The following is a 4,717-nucleotide window of genomic DNA, read 5'->3' on the forward strand; positions in this document are numbered from 1 at the left end:
ACACGACTGACCGGCCGCACCCCGCGGGGTGCGGCCGGTCAGTCGTGTGTGCGCTCCGACGACAGGGGCGCGCGAAGCGCGCGTCCGGTCAGTCGCCGACGACCTTGCGCACGTTCTCGAGGGAGCCGCAGTCGGCCTGCAGCTGCCGCTCCCGCTCCTTGAGGAAGGCCGCGCCGAGCTCCTCACGGCGGTCCATGGCCACGTTCTCGCGGGCACCGTTGAGGATGGTCCGCTCCTCCTCGTCGGCATGGTGCGTGATGGCCTCGACGAGGTCCTCCAGTTTCTCGTCCCATTCGTCGGAGCCGACCTCGTCGACCTCCAGAAGGGCGAGCAACGCCTCGTTGCCCTCCTCGTGCTCCGACTCGCCGTGCTCGACCTCGTCGTCGTCGATGTTCTTGTAGCGCTTGAGAGCGGGATAGACCTCGCTCTCCTCCGCGGTGGCATGTGCGATCAGCAAGCCGGCGAATTCCTGGAGAGCGGCCGCCCGGTCGGCCTCGACGCTGCGCATGGCACGGAAAAGATCCTCCATCTTGCGGTGGTCCTGGAGAATGAGCTCGACGACATCCTGTGTTGCAGACACGGCGCGACACGCCTTTCCTGGGAGAAGATCGGTCCACTCACGCACATACCCGCGTCCGCCCACACCACTACGGTGAATTCGTGGATCGTCCGCCGAATCCGCTCAGCCCGGGCGGTCGGTCGCACCAGGAGGTACGTTGCCGGTCCCAGGAAACGACGCGGGCGCCGAGGACGCCGGGCGCGACGAGACGGAGGAGGAGCGGGCCGACCGCAAATGGGGCGAGCTCATCCAGGAGATCCGGGTGGCCCAGACCGGCGTGCAGATCCTGTTCGGCTTCCTGCTCACCGTGGTCTTCACTCCGCGCTACCCGACGCTGCGGCCGGTGGACCAGACGATCTACATCGTCACCGTGGTGCTGGGAGCCGCGGCCACCGGAGCGCTGATCGGCCCTGTGTCCCTGCACCGGATCGTCGTCGGGAGGCGGGTGAAGCCGCAGGCCGTCCAGTGGGCCTCGCGCATGACCCTCGCCGGACTGGTCCTGCTGCTCGCGACCATGACCTCGTCGCTGCTGCTCATCCTGCGGGTGGCCACGCGCGACGGGTACGTTCCCTGGCTGGTCACCGGAGTCGTCGCCTGGTACCTGGTCTGCTGGTTCGCGCTGCCGTTCTGGGCCCGCCACCACCACACCCGCGCCCGCTCCGCCGCCCCGCACGGCCCCGAGCGGTAGCTCCCGCGGTCCTCGCGCGCCGATCCGGGCGGCTCGCGCGTTCAACGCCCCCGACGGGGCACTGGACCACAGGCGCCGGCATTTCAGAGGCACACCGACCGGTCCGATCCGGTCGGCCGACCGGACTATGGAGAGGAGCGACAGGGTGAACGACTCCCTGTGGAACTACGGGCCCACCAGTGGCCACACGCCCGACGACGACCTGACGGGATACGCCGTCGAGGCGGAGGACGGGCACATCGGCAAGGTCGACAAGCACTCCAACGACGTGGTCGCCCAGTACATCGTGGTCGACACCGGAGTGTGGATCTTCGGCAAGCAGGTCATGCTGCCCGCGGGCACCATCAAGGACATCGACCACAAGGCCAGGAAGATCCTCGTCTCCCGCACGAAGGACGAGATCAAGGCCTCTCCCGAGTTCGACAAGGAGAAGCACCTGGGCGACCCCGCCTACCGCGATCAGCTGGGCGGCCACTACGGCTCCGGTCACTGAGGCCGTCGCATCGCACCGCCGGACCGGCAGGAGGGCCTGAGCCCTGCCGGTCAGGCGGTGAGCGCGTGCTGCGGGACCGCCGTGACGGTCGGAGTGCTGCGCTCCGCGACCCGCACGGGATACGTGGTCTTGGACGGGTCCACCACGGGGTCACCGAGCACCAGGCGGCCCGCGGCGTGCAAGGCGTCGCACTCGTCCGTGGGCAGCGCCACGTAGCAGCCGCCCCGCCTTGCCGCCGACGAGACGGGCTGCCAGTAGCCGTATCGGCGGCGGCCGTTGGCGTGCACGGTGAGGCACACGGAGACCCGCTGCTCCGTGATCAGACGCAGCACCTCGGCACCGCCCGCACTGAGCGGGGTGTGGGGGCGGGGGACGGCCCGGAGCATCGTCACCCGCTCCAGGTCGCGGCCCACGGACCCGGCAGAGCGGTGGAGAGAGGGCGTCATGTGCAGGCAGCCTTTCGACGGACGGGGTTCGATGGCGTACCGCCGGGGCGGTGACGTTCTCGCTGCCCGGCATTGTTGCGGAGGCCACTGACAACGCGGGCAGGGCAGGGCGTAACCCTGCCTTGTCAGCCGGTTGCTCACTTTCCCGCTTTCCACACCTTTCCCGAGCGACCTGGACACGGCAGCCGGCGGGCCGCCGCCGATCACCGGAGGACGTCGCCGGTCACCAGGGGAGAAAGGCGTGCACGTCCTTGCCGTCGGGCCGTACCACGACGCTCACCTGGTCGGAGAGCGCGTGCACCAGGTGCCAGCCGATGCCGCCACCGCCGTGCTGGGGATGGAAGGGGCGCGGTGCGGGCGCCGTCCTGCTGCTGTCGCGCAGGGTGACATGGACACCGTCGAAGGTGCGGCGCAGCTGCAGCTCGAAGGGGCCCGGCGCGTACTGGATCGAGTTCGCCGCCAGCTCCGTCACCACGAGGAGAATGTCGTCCCAGTGCTCCGGGGCACGGGGCGGTGTCGCCCGCGCGAGCGCGCTCAGGAAGCCCTCCGCCGTCAGGCGCGCATCGGTCACGTTGCGCAGCTGACCGGCAAAGGTGCTGGTGAGCGTCTCGATCTGCTCGCGTGACAGGTTCTTGTCCCCACGTGGATTGCTTGCCATGTCGCCTTCCCGGACTTCGCCCCCGGGATTCCTGTCTCTTTCGTGCCCGGCGCGGCAGCGCCGGTCCAGCACTCACCGCAGGCGCGCCGGGCGCCGGTGGTCGCTCCGCGGGGGCGCCTGCCGCCGCGCCGACACCCGTCGCGGCGTCACCGCGGCACCCGCCCGGTCAGGCAGCGGACTGCCGGGACTTGCGGATCGCCGTCCGCCGCCGCAGCGCGCGCCTCTCGTCCTCGCTGGTGCCGCCCCAGACGCCCTGGGTCTGCCCGCTGTCGAGCGCCCACTCCAGGCACTCGTCGCGGACGGGGCAGCCCCCGCAGACCGCCTTGGCCTCGTGGATCTGCAGCAGCGCAGGTCCGGTGTTGCCGATCGGGAAGAACAGGTCGGGGTCGACGGTGCGGCATGCTGCGGACTCGCGCCAGTTGTCCATGAGGGCCTCCTGCCATCGTGGTCGTACGGGCCGGTGGGGCGGTGAGCTTCGGTCGCCGTCCGGGTCACCCGTGATCGCCCATGTGAAACGGGCCGGGGGGCACGGGTTCGGCACTTCTCACCCGCGAACACTCCCCGGGAACGAGGCCCTCACCCCCGCGAGACCACCGGTCACGGGGCGGCGCGGGGCCCACCCGATGGTGGCAAGATGGAACTGCCGGGGGAGCACCGGTCTTTCTCGGTGATGAGGCAGGTGGACATGGCGCAGGAGTCCGGCGAGGTCTGGGAGCGGTTCGCCGTAGGTCTGGCGGACATGGCCCGCGACCTGCTGGCACAGGACTCGGTCCAGGGCACCCTGGACCGGGTGGTCGAGCATGCGACCGTGCTGATCAGGGGGTGCGACGAAGCGGGGATCCTCACCGTGCGCCGGGGCGAGGTCCACGCGCTGGCGGCGACGGACGACGTGGTGCGCCTCGCGGACCGGATCCAGGAGGACCTGCGGGAGGGACCCTGTTTCGACGCCGTGGCCGACCGCGAACAGGTCTACGCGATCGAGGACCTGCGCCAGCCGCACGCGCGCTGGTCGCGCTTCGCCCCCGAGCTGAGGAAGCTGGGCATGGGAAGCATGATGGGCTTCCTCCTGTTCACCGAGGACGACGCCCTCGGCGCGCTCAACCTGTACTCCCGGCAGCCGCACACCTTCGACGAGACGGCACAGCGCGCCGGCTGGATCCTCGCCTCCCACGCGGCGGTGGCGTTCTCGGCGTCCCGTACGCACGCGCAGCTCAGCCACGCGCTGGAGACGCGGCACGAGATCGGCGAGGCCATGGGCATTCTCATGGGGCGCTACGGCCTGAGCGAGGACACCGCGTTCAAAGTCCTCAAGAAGGCCTCGCAGGATCACAACATCAAACTCCGCGAGGTCGCCCGGCAGATCTGCGAGACCGGTGACAAACCTGAAAGTGCCTTGGAATAAGGCGACTTGACGCGGGCACCCGAACGGTCGGAAAGAAGGGGCGCCTGAATTCACCGGGCGCTGTCGTCAACTGCACCGACAGCGGGAGAATCTGATGACGAGTTATGGCAGTTCCTCTGCCGCGTCCGGATCGCGCACGAACGGTCTGGCCATCGCGAGTCTTGTCTGCGGAATCGTGGGAATCTTCTTCCTCAATATCGTTCTCGGCCCCCTCGCCATCGTGTTCGGTGTGGTCGGAATGCGGCAGGCGGGAGTCAAGGGCGGCGGCGGAATGGCGAAGGCCGGTGTCGTGCTCGGTATCGTCGACCTGGTCATCTTCGCGATTCTCATGGCGGTTGCCGCGTCCAACGGTGGATTCACCTGGTACGTGGGCGGCTGACCTGCCGGAGAGCGCAGTCGGGGGGGGGGGGGGGGGGGGGGGGGGGGGGGGGGGGGAGGGAGAAGGAAGACACACGAGCCACGAGGAGCATG

General features: G+C 69.7%; 8 protein-coding genes. 4 read left to right on the top strand and 4 right to left on the bottom strand.

Features of this window, described 5'->3' with window-relative positions:
• Positions 1-88 precede the first annotated feature (88 nt).
• The gene (locus tag ACZ4NT_RS06165) at positions 89-580 is read right to left on the bottom strand and encodes a hemerythrin domain-containing protein (RefSeq protein ID WP_467723813.1); all 492 of its coding nucleotides are present in this window, start codon (positions 578-580) and stop codon (positions 89-91) included.
• Between the two features lie 136 nt (positions 581-716).
• Here ACZ4NT_RS06165 and ACZ4NT_RS06170 point away from each other — a divergent pair, with 136 nt between their 5' ends.
• Both ACZ4NT_RS06170 and ACZ4NT_RS06175 read left to right on the top strand, forming a co-directional pair.
• The gene (locus ACZ4NT_RS06170) at positions 717-1,247 is read left to right on the top strand and encodes a DUF6328 family protein (protein WP_121408080.1); all 531 of its coding nucleotides are present in this window, start codon (positions 717-719) and stop codon (positions 1,245-1,247) included.
• Between the two features lie 145 nt (positions 1,248-1,392).
• Complete coding sequence (locus ACZ4NT_RS06175; protein ID WP_121408079.1) at positions 1,393-1,740, top strand: PRC-barrel domain containing protein; 348 nt, start codon at positions 1,393-1,395, stop codon at positions 1,738-1,740.
• Positions 1,741-1,790: 50 nt separating this feature from the next.
• Here the strand turns inward: ACZ4NT_RS06175 and ACZ4NT_RS06180 are convergent, their stop codons facing one another.
• The 3 genes from ACZ4NT_RS06180 to ACZ4NT_RS06190 form a co-directional block, all read right to left on the bottom strand.
• Positions 1,791-2,186 carry a hypothetical protein gene (locus ACZ4NT_RS06180; protein WP_467723816.1) on the bottom strand — a complete coding sequence of 132 codons (396 nt, stop codon included), beginning with the start codon at positions 2,184-2,186 and terminating at the stop codon, positions 1,791-1,793.
• A gap of 223 nt (positions 2,187-2,409) precedes the next feature.
• Positions 2,410-2,844, bottom strand: coding sequence for an ATP-binding protein (locus ACZ4NT_RS06185; RefSeq protein WP_121408077.1), 435 nt, complete (start codon positions 2,842-2,844; stop codon positions 2,410-2,412).
• A 166-nt stretch (positions 2,845-3,010) separates the two neighbouring features.
• Complete coding sequence (locus ACZ4NT_RS06190; protein WP_121408076.1) at positions 3,011-3,271, bottom strand: WhiB family transcriptional regulator; 261 nt, start codon at positions 3,269-3,271, stop codon at positions 3,011-3,013.
• Between the two features lie 207 nt (positions 3,272-3,478).
• Here ACZ4NT_RS06190 and ACZ4NT_RS06195 point away from each other — a divergent pair, with 207 nt between their 5' ends.
• Positions 3,479-4,246: a GAF and ANTAR domain-containing protein gene (locus tag ACZ4NT_RS06195; protein WP_467723818.1), complete on the top strand. Its 768-nt coding sequence runs from the start codon at positions 3,479-3,481 to the stop codon at positions 4,244-4,246.
• A 94-nt stretch (positions 4,247-4,340) separates the two neighbouring features.
• Positions 4,341-4,625 (top strand): DUF4190 domain-containing protein, encoded by a 285-nt coding sequence (locus tag ACZ4NT_RS06200; RefSeq protein WP_121408075.1) that lies wholly within the window; start codon positions 4,341-4,343, stop codon positions 4,623-4,625.
• Positions 4,626-4,717 lie beyond the last annotated feature (92 nt).

Source organism: Streptomyces sp. NPDC026417 (assembly GCF_055567695.1).